Origin of the sequence: Vibrio sp. 10N.222.55.B11 (assembly GCF_041473705.1) — a bacterium.
Lineage (GTDB): Bacteria > Pseudomonadota > Gammaproteobacteria > Enterobacterales > Vibrionaceae > Vibrio > Vibrio crassostreae_C.
In genome coordinates this window covers 65,938-86,068 of sequence record NZ_JBFRST010000004.1, presented here as the reverse complement: position 1 = coordinate 86,068, position 20,131 = coordinate 65,938, and the positions used below count along the sequence as shown (strand labels likewise).

The 20,131-nt window shown below is 44.3% G+C and carries 16 protein-coding genes; 9 read left to right on the top strand and 7 right to left on the bottom strand.

Annotation, left to right across the window (positions count from 1 at the left end; genetic code table 11):
- Nucleotides 1–7 precede the first annotated feature (7 nt).
- The 4 genes from oppC to AB4503_RS01480 all read left to right on the top strand — a co-directional run bounded on the left by oppC (nt 8) and on the right by AB4503_RS01480 (nt 4,044).
- Entirely contained in the window at nt 8–910 is a 903-nt protein-coding gene (gene oppC / locus AB4503_RS01495; RefSeq protein ID WP_017067675.1) for an oligopeptide ABC transporter permease OppC, read from the top strand.
- A 42-nt stretch (nt 911–952) separates the two neighbouring features.
- Nucleotides 953–1,924: an ABC transporter ATP-binding protein gene (locus AB4503_RS01490; protein ID WP_012603544.1), complete on the top strand. Its 972-nt coding sequence runs from the start codon at nt 953–955 to the stop codon at nt 1,922–1,924.
- Complete coding sequence (gene oppF, locus AB4503_RS01485; protein WP_017062172.1) at nt 1,921–2,907, top strand: murein tripeptide/oligopeptide ABC transporter ATP binding protein OppF; 987 nt, start codon at nt 1,921–1,923, stop codon at nt 2,905–2,907. Before AB4503_RS01490 ends, oppF begins: the two co-directional genes overlap by 4 nt.
- A gap of 198 nt (nt 2,908–3,105) precedes the next feature.
- Complete coding sequence (locus AB4503_RS01480) at nt 3,106–4,044, top strand: glutathione S-transferase family protein (protein ID WP_372113446.1); 939 nt, start codon at nt 3,106–3,108, stop codon at nt 4,042–4,044.
- Nucleotides 4,045–4,126: 82 nt separating this feature from the next.
- Here AB4503_RS01480 and pta read toward each other — a convergent pair whose 3' ends face one another.
- Together pta and AB4503_RS01470 are read right to left on the bottom strand one after the other, a co-directional pair.
- Entirely contained in the window at nt 4,127–6,292 is a 2,166-nt protein-coding gene (pta, locus tag AB4503_RS01475; RefSeq protein ID WP_017069189.1) for a phosphate acetyltransferase, read from the bottom strand.
- Between the two features lie 147 nt (nt 6,293–6,439).
- Nucleotides 6,440–7,636: an acetate kinase gene (locus AB4503_RS01470; protein ID WP_017062169.1), complete on the bottom strand. Its 1,197-nt coding sequence runs from the start codon at nt 7,634–7,636 to the stop codon at nt 6,440–6,442.
- Nucleotides 7,637–7,977: 341 nt separating this feature from the next.
- On the opposite strand from AB4503_RS01470, the gene yfbV reads away from it, so the two are divergent.
- The 3 genes from yfbV (at nt 7,978) to AB4503_RS01455 (ending at nt 11,416) form a co-directional block, all read left to right on the top strand.
- Nucleotides 7,978–8,430, top strand: a complete 453-nt coding sequence (gene yfbV / locus AB4503_RS01465; protein WP_017062168.1) for a terminus macrodomain insulation protein YfbV — start codon at nt 7,978–7,980, stop codon at nt 8,428–8,430.
- 302 nt (nt 8,431–8,732) lie between these two features.
- Nucleotides 8,733–9,698, top strand: a complete 966-nt coding sequence (locus AB4503_RS01460) for an ABC transporter substrate-binding protein (RefSeq protein ID WP_017062167.1) — start codon at nt 8,733–8,735, stop codon at nt 9,696–9,698.
- A 251-nt stretch (nt 9,699–9,949) separates the two neighbouring features.
- Complete coding sequence (locus tag AB4503_RS01455) at nt 9,950–11,416, top strand: GGDEF domain-containing protein (RefSeq protein WP_372113445.1); 1,467 nt, start codon at nt 9,950–9,952, stop codon at nt 11,414–11,416.
- A gap of 138 nt (nt 11,417–11,554) precedes the next feature.
- Here the strand turns inward: AB4503_RS01455 and dusC are convergent, their stop codons facing one another.
- Entirely contained in the window at nt 11,555–12,511 is a 957-nt protein-coding gene (gene dusC / locus AB4503_RS01450; RefSeq protein ID WP_017069187.1) for a tRNA dihydrouridine(16) synthase DusC, read from the bottom strand.
- A gap of 175 nt (nt 12,512–12,686) precedes the next feature.
- Between dusC and AB4503_RS01445 the strand changes: the two genes are divergently transcribed.
- On the top strand, nt 12,687–13,307 hold the full coding sequence (locus AB4503_RS01445; RefSeq protein ID WP_017062164.1) for a YecA family protein: 621 nt from the start codon (nt 12,687–12,689) through the stop codon (nt 13,305–13,307).
- Nucleotides 13,308–13,428: 121 nt separating this feature from the next.
- Here AB4503_RS01445 and dsbB read toward each other — a convergent pair whose 3' ends face one another.
- On the bottom strand, nt 13,429–13,944 hold the full coding sequence (gene dsbB / locus AB4503_RS01440; protein ID WP_029235613.1) for a disulfide bond formation protein DsbB: 516 nt from the start codon (nt 13,942–13,944) through the stop codon (nt 13,429–13,431).
- 147 nt (nt 13,945–14,091) lie between these two features.
- On the bottom strand, nt 14,092–15,684 hold the full coding sequence (gene nhaB, locus AB4503_RS01435; RefSeq protein ID WP_372113443.1) for a Na(+)/H(+) antiporter NhaB: 1,593 nt from the start codon (nt 15,682–15,684) through the stop codon (nt 14,092–14,094).
- A 640-nt stretch (nt 15,685–16,324) separates the two neighbouring features.
- Here nhaB and fadR point away from each other — a divergent pair.
- On the top strand, nt 16,325–17,164 hold the full coding sequence (gene fadR / locus AB4503_RS01430; protein WP_081230601.1) for a fatty acid metabolism transcriptional regulator FadR: 840 nt from the start codon (nt 16,325–16,327) through the stop codon (nt 17,162–17,164).
- A 194-nt stretch (nt 17,165–17,358) separates the two neighbouring features.
- Here fadR and AB4503_RS01425 read toward each other — a convergent pair whose 3' ends face one another.
- Together AB4503_RS01425 and metG are read right to left on the bottom strand one after the other, a co-directional pair.
- Entirely contained in the window at nt 17,359–17,838 is a 480-nt protein-coding gene (locus AB4503_RS01425) for a DUF1456 family protein (RefSeq protein WP_010437231.1), read from the bottom strand.
- A gap of 221 nt (nt 17,839–18,059) precedes the next feature.
- Complete coding sequence (gene metG / locus AB4503_RS01420; protein ID WP_017062160.1) at nt 18,060–20,120, bottom strand: methionine--tRNA ligase; 2,061 nt, start codon at nt 20,118–20,120, stop codon at nt 18,060–18,062.
- Between the last annotated feature and the right edge of the window lie 11 nt (nt 20,121–20,131).

Sequence of the window (20,131 nt, the reverse complement as noted above, 5' to 3'; positions counted from 1 at the left end):
CATGGTTATGTTGAAGAAAAAAGAAAATTTAGAAGCGATCGAAAAGTTCTCTGAGAGTTTAGAGATTGAAGGTCGCAGTTTGTGGCAGGATGCCCGCATTCGTTTTATGCGAAACAAAGCGGCAATGGTAAGCCTGTTTATTCTTACGCTTATGGTACTGGCGGTTATCTTCTTACCGATGCTTGCTCAGTACACTTATGATGATACTGACTGGTACGCAATGCATGCAGCGCCAAGCGCGGACCACTGGTTTGGTACTGATAGCTTAGGCCGTGATTTGTACGTTCGTACTCTTATCGGTGGTCGTATCTCATTGATGGTTGGTGTGATGGGCGCATTCGTAGCGGTACTGATTGGTACGCTTTACGGTGCAGCTTCAGGTTTCATCGGCGGTCGTACTGACCGAGTGATGATGCGTATCCTAGAGATCTTGTACGCAGTGCCATTCATGTTCCTAGTAATCGTACTGGTAACGTTCTTTGGTCGTAACATCGTCCTAATCTTCGTTGCTATTGGTGCGATTGCTTGGCTAGATATGGCGCGTATTGTACGTGGTCAAACGTTGAGCCTACGTAGTAAAGAGTTCATTGAAGCTGCACACGTATGTGGTGTAAGCAAATGGAAGATCATTACACGTCACATCGTACCGAACGTACTGGGTATCGTAGCGGTTTACTCTACGTTGCTTATTCCAAGCATGATCCTTACAGAATCATTCTTATCTTTCCTTGGTCTTGGTGTTCAAGAGCCTATGACAAGCTGGGGCGCATTGCTTCAAGAAGGTTCGCAAACAATGGAAGTTGCAATCTGGCAATTGACATTCCCTGCGGCATTCATGGTAGTTACGCTGTTCTGCTTTAACTACGTAGGTGATGGTCTGCGCGACGCGCTTGATCCAAAAGACAGATAACGAAATAGCAATTAAAAGCTATAAAAGATTAAGGAAGCAATAATGAGCTTATTAGATGTCAAAGATCTGCGCGTCGAATTTACCACACAAGATGGTATCGTAACCGCAGTAAACGACTTGAACTTCTCACTTAACCAAGGCGAAACGCTGGGTATTGTTGGTGAGTCGGGTTCAGGTAAATCACAAACGGTATTTGCACTGATGGGGCTGCTGGCTAAGAACGGCATCATCTCAGGCAGTGCAAAGTTTGAAGGCAATGAAATTCTCAACCTGCCTGAAAAAGCACTGAACAAGGTTCGTGCTGAACAGATCGCGATGATCTTCCAAGATCCAATGACCTCACTGAACCCTTACATGAAAGTAAGTGATCAGCTGATGGAAGTACTTATGCTGCATAAAGGCATGGGTAAAGCAGAAGCGTTTGAAGAATCAGTACGCATGCTTGAAGCGGTGAAAATCCCTGAAGCACGCAAGCGTATCACTATGTACCCGCACGAGTTTTCGGGCGGTATGCGTCAGCGTGTGATGATCGCAATGGCACTGCTGTGTCGTCCTAAATTGCTTATCGCTGATGAACCAACAACGGCACTGGATGTAACCATTCAAGCGCAAATCATGGAATTGCTGAACGAACTAAAAGATGAGTTCAATACAGCAATCATTATGATCACCCATGACTTGGGTGTTGTTGCTGGTTCTTGTGACAAAGTACTTGTGATGTACGCGGGTCGTACAATGGAGTACGGCACGGTTGATGAAATCTTCTACGAGCCAAGCCACCCATACGCGGAAGGCCTGCTTAAAGCGATTCCTCGTTTGGATACCGAAGGTGAAATTCTACCGACGATTCCAGGTAACCCACCTAACTTACTTCGCCTACCAACAGGTTGTCCTTACCAAGACCGTTGTCACCGTGTAATGGACCGTTGTAAGCAAGAAGCACCGATTTTGCAGCCATTTGCTAAAGACCGTCAGCGTGCTTGTTTTTCAGACTGGGAGACTTGGACAAAATGAGTAAAGAATTACTATTAGATATTAAAGACCTGAAAGTTCACTTTAGCATTGCAGCTAAGTCTGCTTGGCCTTGGGCAAAACCATCAAACCTTAAAGCGGTTGATGGTGTTGATGTTCACCTTTACGAAGGCGAAACACTAGGCGTAGTAGGTGAGTCTGGTTGTGGTAAGTCGACTTTTGCCCGTGCGATTATCGGCTTGGTTGAAGCGACTGAAGGTCAAGTGATGTGGTTAGGTCAAGACCTAACTAAGATGCAGGAAGTGAAGCGTCGTGAGACTCGTAAAGAGATTCAGATGATCTTCCAAGACCCGCTAGCATCGCTTAACCCACGTATGTCAGTAGGCGATATTATTGCTGAGCCTCTAGAGACTTTCTTCCCTGAACTTTCTAAACAAGAAGTGAAGGACAGAGTTAAAGAGATGATGGCAAAGGTTGGTCTACTACCCAACGTAATCAACCGTTACCCTCATGAATTCTCTGGTGGTCAGTGTCAGCGTATTGGTATTGCACGTGCGCTTATCTTGAAACCTAAGATGATCATCTGTGATGAACCTGTTTCTGCACTGGATGTATCTATCCAAGCTCAAGTAGTTAACCTTCTGAAGGAGCTACAAAAAGAGCTAGGTTTGTCTTTGGTATTCATCGCGCACGATTTGTCGGTTGTTAAACACATCTCTGATCGCGTATTGGTGATGTACCTAGGTAATGCGGTAGAACTTGGCGAATCAGATGCATTGTTCTCTGATCCTAAGCACCCATACACCAAAGCGTTGATGTCTGCAGTTCCAATTCCAGACCCACGCTTAGAGCGCAGCAAAACCATTCAGATGTTGGAAGGTGATCTCCCATCGCCAATCAATCCGCCATCAGGTTGTGTGTTCCGTACTCGTTGCCCACAAGCAACAGAGGCGTGTGCGCAAACTAAGCCAACGATTCAAGGCGATGACGTTCACGCAGTATCTTGCTTGCACGTACAAGTCTAGAGCCTATTTAAAACGGTTCAGCCTGTGACAGGCTTAAGCGCGACTAGTTATTAGAGTCGCGCTTTTTTTGTCTTAGGCTTATTGGTTCGCTCAACAAGCTTCATCAAAATATTCGAACAACTAAGCCAACTTCTTCTAGTTTTGAAAAAGTTGGCTTTTTTTATACTAGAGAAAAGTTTCGATGACAGAGGTTTGGATATGGGTAAGTTAGTTGAAGGTGTTTGGCACGATGTGTGGTACGACACCAAAGAAAGCGGTGGTAAGTTTGTTCGTGAAGATGCGGGCTTTCGTCACTGGATAGAGAACAAACCGGGCGCGCAGTTTGAGCCGGAAAGCGGCCGTTATCACTTATACGTATCGTTAGCTTGCCCTTGGGCGCACCGAACCCTTATCTTCCGTGAGCTGAAAGACCTAACCGATCACATTGACGTGACGGTTGTTTGCCCAGACATGATGAGTGAAGGTTGGCAAATGGGGTTACCTGAACCTCTATTTGGCCATACCCGCATGCACCAAATCTACACTCAAGCCAAGCCTGACTACTCGGGTAGAGTAACGGTACCTGTGCTGTGGGATAAGAAAACCAACACCATTGTGAGTAACGAGTCGTCTGAAATCATTCGCATGTTTAACTCAGAGTTTAACGAGCTAACGGGTAACACCGATGATTACTACCCGTGGGAGTTGTCCAAGAAGATTGATGAGTGGAATGATTATATCTACCCAAACATCAACAACGGCGTATACCGAACCGGCTTTGCGACAACACAAGAAGCCTACGAAGAGGCGTATGAAGCGTTATTTGAAGCGTTAGATAAAGTGGATGCGAATCTTAGTGAGAAACGTTATTTAGCGGGAGAGCAGGTTACTGAAGCGGATTGGCGGTTGTTCACGACCTTGGTTCGATTCGATGCTGTGTATGTGGGTCACTTCAAGTGTAACAAGCAACGAATTGCGGATTACAAACATATCCAAGGTTATCTAAAAGAGCTCTATCAAATAGAGGGTATTAAAGAGACGACGGATTTCTACCACATCAAGCGCCACTACTACTACAGCCACACTGGTATCAATCCGACTCAAGTTGTACCCAAAGGACCAGAGCTAGACTTAGAATCACCACATGGTCGAGGCTAGGCTTACCAAGTAGTTCCTTTACTCCAGACATAAAAAAACCCTAGATAAACATCTAGGGTTTTTGCTTTTTACAAAAGAAAAATTAGTTAATTACTTTTTCTTCAGCTTGTGCAGCTTGGTCTGCTTGGATAGCCGTTAGAGCTACTGTGTAAACGATATCGTCTACTAGAGCGCCACGAGACAAGTCATTTACTGGCTTGCGCATACCTTGAAGCATTGGACCGATAGATACTAGATCTGCTGAACGCTGTACAGCTTTGTAAGTCGTGTTACCCGTGTTTAAGTCTGGGAATACGAATACTGTCGCTTTACCTGCAACTGGAGAGTTAGGCGCTTTAGAAGCGGCTACGTTTTCCATGATTGCTGCATCGTACTGTAGAGGACCGTCGATCACTAGATCAGGACGCTTCTCTTGAGCAAGTTTCGTTGCTTCACGTACTTTATCTACGTCTGCACCCTTACCAGATTCACCAGTAGAGTAAGAGATCATAGCAACGCGTGGGTCGATACCGAATGCCGCAGCAGAATCTGCAGATTGGATAGCGATTTCAGCAAGCTGTTCAGCTGTTGGATCTGGGTTGATCGCACAGTCACCGTATACAAGAACTTGATCAGGCAGAAGCATGAAGAAGATCGAAGATACGATAGAAGCATCAGGAGCAGTCTTGATGATCTGGAACGGAGGAACGATAGTGTTCGCCGTTGTGTGAACAGCACCAGAAACTAGGCCGTCAACTTCGCCAGCTTCAAGCATCATAGTACCTAGGAATACTGAATCTTCTAGCTTCTCACGAGCAACAACTTCAGTCATACCTTTAGCGCCACGAAGTTCTACTAGACGAGCTACGTAGTTTTCGCGAACTGATGCAGAATCGATGATCTCAACGCCAGCGCCAAGCTCAACACCTTGCTGCGCTGCAACGCGACGGATTTCTTCAGGGTTACCTAGAAGTACACACGTTGCGATACCGCGCTCAGCACAGATAGCCGCAGCTTTAACTGTACGTGGCTCATCACCTTCAGGAAGAACGATGCGCTTAGCCGCTTTACGAGCAAATTCAGTTAGCTGGTAACGGAATGCTGGTGGGCTTAGACGACGGATGCCTTGAGTACCTTCAGATAGAGAATCAATCCAAGGGCCATCAATGTGGCTTGCAACGTGATCGTTAACGAACTCGATACGCTCTTTATCGTCTGCAGGAACTTCTAGGTTGAAGCTCTGTAGGTTTAGAGATGTCTGCCAAGTGTTACCTTGAGCCTTGAAGATCGGTAGACCTGAAGCGAATGCTGGTGCACAAAGGTTAGCAATGCTTTCTGGAATGTCGTAACCGCCAGTAAGCAGGATTGCGCCAATCTCAACACCGTTTTTCGCAGCAAGAGCCGCAGCAACGATAACGTCAGGACGGTCTGCAGAAGTTACTAGCAGTGAGCCTGGTTTGAAGTGCTCAATCATGTGCGGTAGAGAACGTGCACAGAAAGTGATGCTCTTAATACGACGAGTTGAGATTTCACCTTCGTTAACGATTTCAGCGTTAAGGTGCTTAGCCATATCAACCGCACGAGTTGCGATTAGATCGATGCTCCATGGCACGCAGCCAAGAACACGGATAGGGCTAGAGTTGAAGATTTGCATTACTTCAAGGTTCGCTTGCTGAGCGCTGTCTGCATCGTCAAAGATTTCAGATAGGTCAGGGCGAGTACGGCCAGCCTCATCAACAGGAGCGTTAAGCTTGTTGATGATTACGCCTTTGATGTTTTTGTTCTTAGTACCGCCGAAGTTAGAACATGCTACTTCTATACGCTCTTTAAGCTGCGTAGGGTTGTCAGTACCAGGAGTCGCAACGAATACGATCTCCGCGCCAAGTGTTTTTGCGATTTCCGCGTTCACTTGGTTAGCAAATGGGTGCTTACGAGTAGGTACTAGACCTTCGATTAGCGTAACTTCTGCGTCTTTGTTGATCTTGTTGTATTGCTCAACAACAGACTCAAGAAGCTCGTCCATTTTTTCGCTACCGATCAAAGCTTCAGCTTTAGTCATTGCGATTGGCTCACCAATCTTAATGTCGCTGTTTGCGCTGATGATAGTAGACGTTAGATCTGGTTGGTTACCACCGCTGCGAGGCTGAGCGATTGGCTTGTAGAAAGAAACACTTACGCCCTTACGCTCCATAGCGCGAAGAACACCCATGCTAACACTAGTAAGACCAACACCAGCGCTTGTAGGGATAAGCATAATAGTACGTGACATTGACGAACACCTTTGACTATTGGAAATAAAAAAAGCTCAACTGCTATTCCCACCGATATTTAAATTGGGGTAGGAATAGAAGTTGAGCCCCATTTTCTTGATATGAAAAACTGACTAGCTTCGAATGAAGCTAGTCAGGAAAATCAATTAAAGACCTGCTAGTTTCGCAGTGTCTTCAGCAATTACTAACTCTTCGTTAGTAGAGATAACCATTGCAGGGATACGGCTGTTAGCTGTAGTGATAGTACCTTCGCCGCCGAAACGAGCTTTAAGGTTAGCTTCACCGTCAACTTCGATACCGAAGATGCCTAGGCGGTTAAGAACCATTTCACGGATTGGGCCTGAGTTCTCGCCGATGCCGCCAGTGAAAGTGATTGCGTCTAGACGACCTTCTAGAGTTGCAGTGTAACCAGCTACGTACTTAGCTAGACGGTGACAGAACACGTCCATTGCACGAGTTGCTTCTTCTTTCTCACCGTAGTTGTCTTCAACGAAACGACAGTCAGAAGTCACTTCAGTTAGACCAGCAAGACCAGACTCTTTAGTTAGCATGTTGTTGATTTCTTCAACAGAGTAACCAAGTGCGTCGTGTAGGTGGAAGATGATTGCAGGGTCTAGGTCACCACAACGAGTACCCATTACAAGACCTTCAAGAGGAGTAAGACCCATAGAAGTGTCTACAGATTTACCGTTCTTGATTGCACATACAGAAGCGCCGTTACCTAGGTGACAGTTGATGATGTTAACTTCTTCAACTGGCTTGTTTAGTAGGCCTGCAACTTCACGAGTGATGAATAGGTGAGAAGTACCGTGCATGCCGTAACGACGGATGCCGTGCTCTTTGTACAGGTTGTACGGTAGAGCGTATAGGTAAGACTCAGAAGGCATTGTTTGGTGGAACGCAGTGTCAAAAACAGCAACGTTTTGTAGACCAGGGAAGTTCTGTTGAGCTGCTTCGATACCGATAAGGTGAGCTGGGTTGTGAAGAGGTGCGAAAGTCGCAGCATCTTGAATACCCTTAAGAACTTCATCAGTGATAAGTGCAGAAGAAGTGAACTGCTCGCCACCGTGTACGATACGGTGACCGATAGCGCCAAGGTTAGCTTTAAGCTCAGGCTTAGAAGCAAGAATAGTTTCTACCATGAAAGATAGTGCTTCTACGTGAGCTGCGCCCGCGCCTAGTTGTGCTTCATGCTTGCCATCAAGTTTCCACTTCATACGAGCTTCTGGAAGACCTAGACACTCAGCAAGACCAGTTAGGTGCTCTGCACCTGTTTCTGCATCAACAACAGCGAATTTAAGAGAAGAACTACCACAGTTTAAAACTAAAACTAGCTTAGACATTAATGACTACCTGTTTATTTTTCTGATCGAAATCAGTTAAGGATGAAAATTAATCTCAAGAATAGTCGAAGCACATAGGCTTGCGTACTAACCTTGGTCAAAAAAACGTTAATTTCCGTATAAAGTGAAAGCGCTCTTTATCAAAAAGAGGCTTGTGCATTCCTTGCAGAAGTCTTCCCAAAGTTGCTTAAATTGTAAATAAGGGCAACAATGAGATTGAGGTCTGCAAATAATAGCGATATTGTGCAAATATAACAAAAAAATTTGAAAGAATATTATTTTTCGTCAAATTTTTGTGTTTTTAGTTGATGGTTTCAACTTTTTTTTAATGGGAGACTCATATGAGCAATAGAGTTGGTTTAGCTAGTAGTTTAAAAGATGGCCAAAAGTACATGGATCTCTGGCCCGTCCGAAAAGAGTTAAACGCGATCTTCCCAGAACAGCGCATTATTAAAGCGACGCGTTTTGGCGTGAAAGTGATGCCTGCGATTGCCGCTATTAGTGTTCTTACACAAATGGTTTTTAATAATTACCAAGCGATGCCACAGGCTGTGGTTATGGCTTTGTTTGCAATCAGCTTGCCGCTTCAAGGCATGTGGTGGTTGGGCAATCGCTCAAATACACAACTTCCTCCAGCGCTTGTATCTTGGTACCGTGAATTGCATGAAAAGATCACTGAAACGGGTTTTGCGTTAGAGCCTATGAAGCCGCGCCCTCGCTATAAAGAATTGGCAATCATTTTAAATCGTGCCTTTCGTCAGTTAGATAAATCCTCAATGGAGCGTTGGTTCTAAAGAATCCCAGCTCTCCCTCTTGTCTGAGAACAACTATTCATCTTCTATAGCTTGTTCTCAGATTTGCTCCTCTTTTTGTTACCTCGCTTACTTTCCGTTTAGCTTACCTGTCCTTATTCACTTGGTTTCTTACCTTCCTCCGAAGTCAATATAACCTTTCTCACATAACTCGAGCCTTGTTGTATTTTTGTTAAATATCACTTCAAGTTATCAATGGTTACTGGTAATAATGTCAATAGTGATTTTGATGTTGTTCTCTTTGAGCGAGTAATGACGGGTAGAGCTTGATTCAGGGAGCGATAATGAGTTCTGTAAGAAAGGTATTGGCAGCGGTTTTAAGTTGCTTGATGTTGCTATGGACTGGCAATGCAATGGCAAACGTTGCCAAAGTGTCGGTTTCACAAGTTGTTGACCATCCAGATCTGAATGCGACACGTTTAGGGCTTCTTGAAGGATTGAGAGCCAATGGTTATGAACCCGGTAAGAACTTAGAATTCTCCTATGAAATGGCGAATGGTAACCCGGCTCAGGCAGCCAAGATTGCCAGAGAGCTCGTCAGTGAAAATCCACATGTACTTGTTGGTATCGCGACACCGACTTCACAAGCCTTAGTGTCGGCGACTCGCTCGATTCCTATCGTGTTTACCGCGGTTACGGATCCTATCGGCGCTAGGCTCGTTAAACAATTAGAAAAGCCGGGGCGTAATGTCACGGGGCTTTCTGACTTATCTCCGATCACTCAGCATGTGTCATTAATCAAAGAACTGCTCCCTGAAGCTAATTCAATCGGTGTAGTTTACAACCCAGCAGAAGCAAATGCCGTTGCGTTAGTTGGGTTATTGAGAAAGGCAACTCGAGATTTCGGTTATACACTTCACACCGAAAAAGCGCTGACTGTTGACGATGTCGAAGCAAAAGCAGAATCCATTGCTAAGAAGTCCGATGTTATCTATGCCTTGACCGATAATACGGTTGCAAGCGGCATGGAGGGTCTTATCAAAGCGGCTAACCATGCAGATACGCCAGTCGTCGCAGGCGCCACATCTTATGTCGGAAAGGGAGCGATTGCTGGTTTAGGTCTAGATTATTATGATGTTGGGGTTCAGACCGCGGATTATGTCGCAGCCATTCTGGAAGGACAGAAGCCCGGGAAGTTGAGTGTCAAAACTGCGCAGAGCTCTCAGCTGGTGGTCAACCTAGATGCTGCTCGTGAGCTTGGCGTGACAGTGCCTCAATCTGTGATTGAGCGTGCGGTCATTAGCCGGTGAATTGAGTTTGGTGTTAGGTGAGCTAATAGGCCATAAGTCATATTATTAACAGCATTGAAATGGGCTCAGATAACAAACTCACCTGCTCTATATGTTGGCGCTTCTCTATTTTATTCATTTGTAAGCGGTTATTTGACCGTTAGGTGTGTCGTTAATATCAATTTACATTATTTTACGTCGAGCGAATTGCCGATTAATGTAATAATATTAATGGGGAAAATGAAAATAGCTGAACGCTAAGAGCACATTATATGAAAGTAAATAGGCACTTTAGCCTAACCTTTGTTTTCGGGTTTCCCGCTGTGATCGCCGCGATGTTACTTGGCCTAATAGGAAAGAATCATTTTGACGCGGTAGAAAAAGATATCAGTAGTGAGTTTCATCGTATTGAAGATGTGTTCAAAAGAACCACAAAAGTGGCGACAGCCCTAGACTACAGCTTCTCCAACTATTATAAATCAGGAAACCCTCTCTTTCTTGATCACAACAAACAAGTTGTGGATGGTCTTTGCCAAATTTGGCCTATTGATGTATTGCTACTTGCCGACGGTAAAACCTCAGACATTCCCTCTGTCGATATCGACTATATGCTAATCGGTCAAGAGTCTCTTTGTTCTGAAAGCAGTGATAGTTATAAGAGCGCGTCAGAAAAAATAGCGTTAGCTCCTATTCTTTCATTTTTATCCCAGCTTGATGAATACCATGCCGGCGTGCACTTTATTGATACGAGCGGCTATGTGATCTCTTCACCTGAAGGTTTTGCCAAAGGGCTGAGCAAAGAGTTACTCTCGACCATAAAGAGTCGTCCTTATTGGCAGAAAACAGCCAACAACCCTGACCAACTTACCCTTTCAGGCCCTGGTTATCGTTTTGATTCCCTTGACCGTATAATCAGTATGACGATCCCTGTATTCCATAAAGGCGTTCACCAAGGGATGCTGTCGGTGGATATTAATGCTGACAAGCTGCTCGCAAACTCGAATGAGCATCTTGCAGGTCGGATCGATATCATTGATACCACTTTAGCGACTCCGGTAGATTCTGCGGCTTTTTATCACGAGATCAAACTGGATGGTGTCTCGTCTCACCATGCGATGTATTACAAATTAGACATCGCGAAAGAGGTTGAGCACTTTTTCGTCTACGAGAAAGACAGCCTTATTGTTGCCATCATTGTGTATCTGTTCTCAGTAACCATCTTCTTCTACGTCAATTCCAATATTGAACGTGGTTACTTCAAAGATCTCGCAGCCAAAGACCCTATGACAGGGTTATTGAATCGTCGTGGCTTAGAAGCGTTCTGGCGCAGTGTAGAGCACGATCAACTGTTTGCATTAACCGTCTTCGATATTGATGATTTTAAGTCAATTAACGACACCTACGGCCACGATAAGGGGGATGATGTGATTCGTTATATGTCGCGTCAGATCAGCAACAGTATTCGAAGCAGTGACGTTGCAGCACGGTTTGGCGGTGAAGAGTTTGTCGTTTATATGAAAGGCGAAGATCGTGAAACTTTGATGAGAACATTAGAGCGAGTGAAGAATGCGATTTGTTCCACTTCAGCCGACATTATTCCAAATGGATTTACGGTGTCTGGCGGTGTCTGCATTGTTGAAACTGAGCAAAGTAAACTTAACTTCGATGAGATATTTAAGTACGCCGATGAAAAGCTGTACGTGGCTAAGACGACGGGCAAAGACCGTCTTAAATTTTAACCACGTTATTGAATCGATGCTTTGTATGAAAATGAAAATGAAAATGAAAGAGGGAAGAGCGAACGTGTCTACCAAGCAAAGCTTATTTGCACCGGTAAACACGTTTGTAGCGTTGGGTATTTAACCCTAAACATAATCTTAAACAGGTTGGCGGCGTTCTTCTTGATAACGCTGAAGGCGTTCTACAATCGGTGGCGCCTTTTTGAAAGTACGAATTTCTTTAAACAGTTCGTTCGCTTCAGGGTAGCCTTTACTTAGATAAACAAACCACTGCTTCACTCTATTGGGGTAGTACATGCCTTTGTCCCCTTTAATTTGAAACTCTGAATAGCGCAGCAAAAGTTCAATGACTTTATCCCACGGCATTTTCTGGTGGTTGTGCTTAACGACGTTACCAAGGTTTGGAATATTGAAAGCACCACGGCAGACCATTAATGAATCGACGCCTGTTGCTTCTATGCAATCTTGACCATCTTGATAGTTCCAGATCTCCCCATTAGCAATCAACGGCAGAGATGTTTTTTCTCTTATTTGATTGATGAAGTCCCATTTGATTTCGCTGGCTTTATAGCCGCCAACTTTGGTTCTTGCATGCACGGTGAGTTCGTCAGCTTTGGCTTGTTCGATGGCATCGACGATTTCAAAGCACTCTTCCGGATGCTCCCAACCTAATCGAATCTTTGCGGACACAGGAATGTGTGCCGGTACCGCTTCTCGACAGGCGTTCACCACTTGATAGATGAGCTCTGGCTCTTTTAGCAATGAAGCGCCACCATTACTTTTGTTGACCGCTTTTGCTGGGCAACCAAAATTAAGATCGATCCCTTTCGCGCCTAAGCTAGCAGCTTGAAAAGCATTCTCGGCCATCCAATTTGGGTGTTGCCCTAGAAGTTGGAGATGGATTGGCACACCAGCCATGGTCTGAGAGCCTTGATGTAGCTCAGGGCAAATACGGTGGAACACATGCGGGGGAAGAAGTTGATCTACGACGCGCACAAACTCTGTCACACAGAGATCGTAATCATTAATCTCTGTGAGAATTTCACGCATTAGGTGGTCTAGAACGCCCTCCATAGGGCCAAGTATTACGCGCATGTTGCTTTACCAAAACTGAATGAACCGAAAAATTCGAGGCGTGATTGTACGGTGTGCTTACAGAATTGTCACTATGAGTGTGGTGCATGTCTTAATGATGGTTTCGTCTCTTAATAGCGACATCTTTGGGAGGATGGCGTTATAATATCGAAAATGCCCAATATCCAGAGCTTTCATGACATATCAATTATTAAGCCTACCAGAATCAATCACTGACATTACTCCGCAGTTTATGGAAGGTGCAATCCTTGCCTCTAACTTAGCGACCAAACCACTCGATCCAGAAGAGTGGCTGGTTATCGTTGCGCCTGAAGCGGGTAAAGAGCTGGTAACAACGGTGACAGAACAGATTAATCGCCAGCACAACCTGATTCAGCGTAATGAATACCTATTAACAGACGTACTGGCTGAAGGTGACTTTAACGAACAGTTCGCTGATTTTTCTGAAGGCTTCATGATGGTTTGGCCAACAGTGGAAGAGCAGTGGCAGAGCGTGACAGTCGCGGATGGTACTCTGCGCATGTTGCAAGCGCTCTTAACCACCTTGATGCTTGCGATTGATGAAGAGCAAACTCAACAACAAATGATCGCTGCAGGGCTTACTAACCCACCATCGCTTGCCGATTTAGTGGGTCAAGTCGATCTGATGATCTCAGAAGTGGCAATGGCAGCGGATGAAGCTATGTTGGGCAATAAGTCCCAGAGCGTGAACCCGTTTAAAGACATTGGTCGAAACGACCTTTGCCCTTGTGAAAGCGGCAAGAAGTTTAAACAATGCTGCGGTAAAAGCAGCTAATCACGGCTTGTTGAGCAACTTAGTTTGTGTGAATAACAGACTCTCTTAATATGTTCAAAAGCTTAAGTAATAAAAAAGTCGACCTCGTGGTCGACTTTTTTGTTGTCCAAGTGTCAACGGCTTACTGCAAGTCCTTTTTCGACTTCACAAATTGAGAAATAACCACAATACCGAAAGCAACCAAGTTACCTGCAAAGATAATTACTAGCCACTGAGGCATAGAAAGATCGAAGAACTGCCACACAACCTTGCTGCAATCGCCGTAAGCCTCAAACATCCACGGAGCCCATTGGTTTAAAGGCGCCCAGCTAGGGAAGGTTACGAATAAGTCGCAGGTTGCGAAAGGGGACGGATTGAACTGGTAATCGACGTGCTCTAAAGCAAGCATCAAACCTTTGTATGCGCCAAATCCCCAGCTAGCAAGGCCTAACCAGCGTGATATTGGGTTATTCGGGGCAATCGCACCAATCATGGCGGCAACACCGATAGCGAGCATAGCAACGCGCTCATAGATACACATCACGCAAGGACCAAGCATCATCACGTGTTGGAAGAAGAGAGCGCACGCTTCAAAAAAGACAATGAAAGCCAGCAGTAAAAGCCAAGATAAACGTCCCTTAGAGAAGTCTTTGATCATTGCTAAAAAGTTCACGAATTGAATCCTGTCTATAAAATAAAAAAGCCCTGATTACTCAGAGCTTTTTATCTTGGATAAGTTTCCTAATCAACTAATATTTTTGATTAGTTAGTTATAGTTATTGTGGTTTGCGACACAGTGTTTAGCTTAGTGACCACCAGAGATAACTGGAGCGACTACTTCACCAGTGCGTTGAATGATCCAACCTGCATCATAGAACCATGCTGTCATTGGCTCTACGAAGAACACAATGCCTGCTAGGCCAACCAGTGCCAATACGATGGTGTATGGCAACGCCATGATAACCATGCGACCGTAAGACAATCTAATTAACGGAGCAAGTGCTGATGTTAATAGGAATAGGAATGCAGCCTGGCCGTTTGGCGTTGCAACAGAAGGTAGGTTAGTACCAGTGTTGATAGCAACAGCAAGTAGGTCGAACTGATCACGAGTGATGATGCCTTCAACCAGTGCAGTTTTCACTTCGTTAATGTAAACCGTACCGACGAATACGTTATCTGAAACCATCGATAGAATACCGTTGGCAACATAGAAGAGAGCGAGTTGTGCACCTTTATCTTCAACATGAAGTACAGAATCGATGACTGGCTTAAATAGAGCTTGGTCGATGATTACAGCAACAACAGCGAAGAAAACGGCAAGAAGTGCAGTAAATGGCAGCGCTTCTTCAAAGGCTTTACCCATAGAGTGTTCTTCAATAACACCCGTAAATGCTGTAGCTAAGATGATCACAGACAGGCCAATCAAACCTACTTCAGCAACGTGAAGTGCAAGGCCGACGATAAGCCAAACTGCGATTGCACTTTGAACCCATAGTTTTGCTACGTCTTGCTTTGTGCGGTTTGCACGTTCTTTGTTGTCAAACTCAACTAAGATTTGGCGAACATTCATTGGTAGTTGAGCACCGTAACCAAACACTTTGAATTTCTCGACAAGTGCACAAGTTAAAATACCGCAGAAGAAAACAGGTAGTGTTACTGGCAGCATACGGATGATAAATTCACCGAACTCCCAACCTGCTTGCTTAGCAATTACCAAGTTTTGTGGTTCACCTACCATGGTCATTACACCACCCAGTGCTGTACCCACACCAGCGTGCATTAGCAGTGAACGTAGGAAAGCACGGTAGTTTTCTAGGTCATCACGAGTTAGCTCTGAGATCTCTTCATCATGAGTATGATCGTGCGAAGACGTTGTGCCCTTGCCTGATGCAACCTTGTGGTAGATAGAGTAGAAGCCGACCGCAACGCTAATAACTACGGCGATTACTGTTAGTGCATCTAGGAATGCTGATAAGAAAGCGGCAGCAACACAGAAGGCAACGGAGAGTAAAATTTTAGATTGGATGCCAAGCAAGATCTTCGTGAAAATGAACAAAAGCAGTTCTTTCATGAAGTAAATGCCAGCAACCATGAATACGAGCAAGAGTAATACAGGAAGGTTTGCTTGCAGCTCGTGATAAACCATTTCTGGTTTGGTCATGCCAATGGCGACTGCTTGAATAGCTAATAGACCACCCGGTTGAAGTGGGTAGCATTTGAGAGCCATAGCTAGAGTGAAAATAAACTCAACCACCAATAGCCAGCCCGCAACAAATGGGTCAACTAGGAAGAAAACAAACGGGTTGATGATTAAAAAGGAAATGATGGCAAGTTTATACCAATCAGGAGCTTTACCAAGGAAGTTCTTGATAAAAGCGTTTCCGAGAGACATCGGCATGTTAATACTCTTTTATGTTGATTATGAATAGACAAGCAATACAACATTTTGAGAATCGAGCTATAGAAATTGTTAAAAACTATGACTAACAGTGACTTAGAAAAACTACATTCCATGTAATGTTCTGTGGTCTTGCCAAGTCACTCCCTTAGAAACTCAAGCACTGCTTATTTTTGAGCGCAACTTTACTCTTAGATAACATTTAGTCAACAGGAAAAGCCCTGTAGCCCTAAAAATACCTCTTTTTTGTTGAGAAACGCGATCAAAGTAGCGCAAGCATACCACTTAAAATGTGATAAAAACCGACTAGAATCAATATTTCAGCGAAATGATTGAAAATTACAGAATAACGACGGCTTATATATGATTATTACAACTTAATATTGCAAATTAATAGCTTTAAAAATATGACCAATCCCATTGATTTTAAAGAAAAATTGTTGTGTTAACGGTTTGTTTAAATGGTGGTTTAGAGTCGCTTGCTTTACAAACCTGAGGTGCAAACGTGTGCTGAACTTTAGAGTTATAACTCTAACGGTGTTTAGGGTGAGTAAAATTTTTGAGGGTGTTTCCGCTAGGTGTGAACTAGTGGTATGATGAGTAAATTAGAACAGAATAATTAAATTGGATTGAAGTGTAGATGGTCATTAAGGCGAAGAGCCCGGCAGGATTTGCAGAGAAGTATATCATTGAAAGTATTTGGAATGGCCGTTTCCCTCCAGGTTCTATCTTGCCCGCAGAGCGTGAGCTTTCTGAGCTGATTGGTGTTACACGTACTACGCTTCGTGAAGTACTACAACGTCTTGCTCGTGATGGTTGGTTGACAATCCAACATGGCAAACCAACTAAAGTTAACCAGTTTATGGAAACCTCAGGTCTTCATATCCTTGATACGCTAATGACGTTGGACGTTGATAACGCAAGCAAAATGGTAGAAGACCTGCTTGCTGCTCGTACTAATATCAGCCCGATCTTTATGCGTTATGCATTCAAAGCAAACAAAGAAGCTTCAGAGCGTACTATCAGTAACGTGATTGAATCTTGTGAAGCGCTACTTGCGGCACCAACTTGGGATGAGTTCCTAGAATCGTCGCCATACGCTGACAAGATCAAACAAGCGATAAAAGAAGATTCAGAAAAAGATGAAGCGAAACGTCAGACGATCTTAATCGCGAAGACTTTCAACTTCTATGATTACATGCTTTTCCAACGTTTGGCATTCCACTCAGGCAACCAGATTTACGGCCTGATCTTTAACGGTGTGCGTAAACTTTATGACCGTATCGGTAGCTACTACTTCTCTAACCCAGAAGCACGACGTTTAGCGATGGACTTTTATAAAGAGTTGTTCATTATCTGTGAAAGTGGCGAGCGCGAAACTTTGCCATTAGTGATTCGTAACTACGGTATCGCAAGTGCACAAGTTTGGAATGAAATGAAAACGACATTGCCGACGAACTTCACTGAAGACGACAGCTAAGGCATAGGTTTACTATTGTTGTTCCTGTTTAGTCAGTGACGTAAAGAAAACGAAAAAGCGGCGAGATAATTCAATTATCTCGCCGCTTTTTATTTATCTGTCGTTACTAGAAAATTATCAGTGGGTCAGTTACTTACCTATGACGAGTAATTTATCTATGTGTAGCAACTTAAAATTTATCTAGGAGTAGTAACTTAACCCGCAAACTCTTCTGAGTCTGGACGGTTGGTAAATTGCACACCGTTTAGAAAATCGCAAAGTAGTTGGTCTTCACACACTTTGTAGTTTTTGTTTTCTGGCTTGCGGAAGTAAGCGCCGATTTCGTACTTGCTCAAGCTAATGCCAACCACTTCTAGTACGTCCAAAACATCTTCTGCTTTCATGTTTAATGCGATACGAAGCTTCATGAAGATCATGTTGTTCGTCAGTGCAACTTCAGGTTTAGGTTGCTCGCCTTCTTTTTTGCCACGCTTAAGGTTGATGAAACCATTTAGGAATACCGCCAACTCTTTATCTTTCATCTTAGAGCATGACTTGTCGTTGTCATCTTTTAGCCAGTTAATCACTTGGTCATGAGCAACAGTCACATCAGCTTGTTCGATAGCTTTGATGATTTGTGCATTTTTAAGGTTTAGTGCGTGTTGAATACGACGCAAGATTTCGTTGTTAGTCACTGGGGATTCCTAAAAAGGGTTTTAGAGTAAAGAGGTGTTGGTTTAGCCTATTTTTGTCGACGAACCAATTTCTACTCTACATAGCATAGTTGACGGCGACTCTAACAGAGAACGCTTATTTTCGGTAGATATAAAAAATCCCCAATGCCTATTAACTCATTCAAGTTAAAAGTGCATTAGGGATTTCGCTATGAGTGCTTGTTATCTGACTGAAGCCAGAATTACATTACACGCATACCAGGTTGAGCACCTTCGTGTGGCTCAAGGATCCACAGGTCGCTGCCACCAGGGCCCGCGGCTAGGATCATGCCTTCAGACATACCAAACTTCATCTTACGAGGTTTTAGGTTTGCTACCATTACAGTTAGCTTGCCTTCTAGCTCTTCAGGTTTGTATGCTGATTTGATACCAGAGAATACTTGGCGAGTCTCACCACCGATGTCTAGTTGGAACTTCAGTAGTTTGTTCGCTTTTGGTACTTCTTCACAAGAGATGATACGAGCGATACGCATGTCTACTGCTGCAAAGGCATCGAACTCAATCTCGTCTGCGATTGGCTCTTTGTCTAGCTCAGTTTGGCTTGCTTGCTCTTTTTCAGCTTCTGCTTTTTCTTTCGCTGCTGCTTCAGCGGCTGCATCTTCTTTAGAAGACTCAACCATTGCTTCCACTTTCTTAGGGTCAATGCGGTTGAATAGCGCTTTGAACTTAGTGATCTCGTGATCAGTTAGCGGAGTAGCAATCGCTTCCCACGTTAGCTCTTCGTTTAGGAAAGCTTCAGTGCGAGCTGCAAGCTCTGGCATCACTGGTTTCAGGTAAGCCATCAGTACGCGGAATAGGTTAATACCTACAGAAGAAACTTGTTGAAGCTCAGCTTCTTTGCCTTCTTCTTTTGCAAGAACCCAAGGTGCTTTTTCGTCGATGTACTGGTTAGCTTTATCCGCTAGTGCAGTGATTTCACGGATAGCACGGCTGAATTCACGAGTTTCGTATAGCTCACCGATACGCTCAGCAGCAGCAACGAATTCGTTGTATAGCTCAGGCTCTGCAAATTCAGCAGCTAGCTTGCCTTCAAAACGCTTAGTAATGAAGCCAGCGTTACGAGAAGCTAGGTTAACAATCTTGTTTACTACGTCAGCGTTTACACGTTGAGTGAAGTCTTCAAGGTTAAGATCTAAGTCATCGATGCGGCTGTTTAGTTTAGCAGCGTAGTAGTAACGTAGACACTCAGGGTCTAGGTGGTTTAGGTACGTGCTTGCTTTGATGAATGTGCCTTTCGACTTAGACATCTTCGCACCGTTCACTGTTACGTAGCCGTGTACGAATACGTTGTTTGGCTTACGGAAACCTGCGCCGTCTAGCATTGCTGGCCAGAATAGGCTGTGGAAGTAAACAATGTCTTTACCGATGAAGTGGTAAAGCTCAGTTGTGCTGTCTTTCTTCCAGTATTCATCGAAGTTTAGATCGTCACGTTTGTCACATAGGTTCTTGAAAGAAGCCATGTAGCCAACAGGTGCGTCTAGCCATACGTAGAAGAACTTGTCTTTTTCGCCTGGGATTTCAAAGCCGAAGTAAGGTGCATCACGTGAGATATCCCACTGTTGCAGACCAGACTCAAACCATTCCTGCATTTTGTTTGCAGTTTCATTCTGTAGAGAGCCAGAACGAGTCCACTCTTTAAGCATGCTTTCGAACTGAGGTAGGTCGAAGAAGAAGTGCTCAGAGTCTTTCATTACTGGAGTTGCGCCAGAAACCGCTGATTTAGGGTTAATTAGCTCAGTTGGGCTGTATGTCTCACCACAGTTATCACAGTTATCACCATACTGGTCTTCTGACTTACACTTAGGGCAAGTACCTTTTACGAAGCGGTCTGGTAGGAACATCTCTTTCTCAGGATCGAAAAGCTGAGAAATAGTGCGGCTAGAAATGAAGCCGTTCTTTTTAAGTTCTAAGTAGATGTGAGAAGCCAGTTCACGGTTCTCTTCGCTGTGTGTGCTGTGGTAGTTATCAAAGCTGATATCAAAGCCAGCGAAGTCTTTTTGGTGCTCTTCACTAACAGCAGCGATCATCTCTTCTGGCGTGATACCCATCTGTTGAGCTTTAAGCATAATTGGCGTGCCGTGAGCATCGTCAGCACAGATGAAGTTTACAGTGTTGCCACGTAGACGCTGGTATCGAACCCAGATATCAGCTTGGATATGCTCAAGCATATGGCCAAGGTGAATAGAGCCGTTAGCGTACGGAAGCGCACAAGTTACCAAAAGTTGTCTTGGATCAGTTGCCATACTTAATAATT